Source organism: Parazoarcus communis SWub3 = DSM 12120 (assembly GCF_003226565.1).
GTDB lineage: Bacteria > Pseudomonadota > Gammaproteobacteria > Burkholderiales > Rhodocyclaceae > Parazoarcus > Parazoarcus communis.
The window spans coordinates 1-532 of the sequence record NZ_QKOE01000111.1 but is presented as its reverse complement, the minus strand read 5'-3'; the positions used below and the strand labels follow the sequence as shown (position 1 = coordinate 532).

General features: G+C 62.6%; 1 pseudogene. It reads left to right on the top strand.

Features of this window, described 5'->3' with window-relative positions:
• Positions 1-532 (top strand): annotated as a pseudogene (locus DNK49_RS23285) (hypothetical protein); the annotation flags it as partial.

Below are 532 nucleotides of genomic sequence, written 5' to 3'. Positions count from 1 at the left end.
TATGCCATGCTGGCGAGCTACACCTGGAACACCGCCCACCGGCCACTGACCTTTACCGATGCGGCCGGCCAGACGACCACCTATAGCTGGAACGCAGCTGGCCAACTGCGCTCCGTGACCGATCCACTCGGACAGACCACGACCTATCACTACGACGCGTCGGGCAATCTCGTGCAAGTGATCAATGCCCAGGGGCATGTCGAGTTGGCGCTTGCCTATGACACAGCGGGGCGCGTTGCCCGTCGCACCGACAGTGAGGGGCATACCCTGGAGTACGAATACGATGCGCTTGACCGGTTGGTACGTACGACCTGGCCCGACGGCACCCACCGCCTGCAGACCTGGGACAGGCTCGACCTTGCCAAGGTTACTGACCGTCTCGGTCGCAGCACACACTACACATACGATGCCAATCGCCGGCTCATCGAGCAGCAGGACCCGCTCGGGCGGTATCTGAGTTATGGATACAGCCGCGGCGGACGTCTGCAAGCGCTGACCGATGGCAAGGGGCAGACCACCCGGTGGTATTACG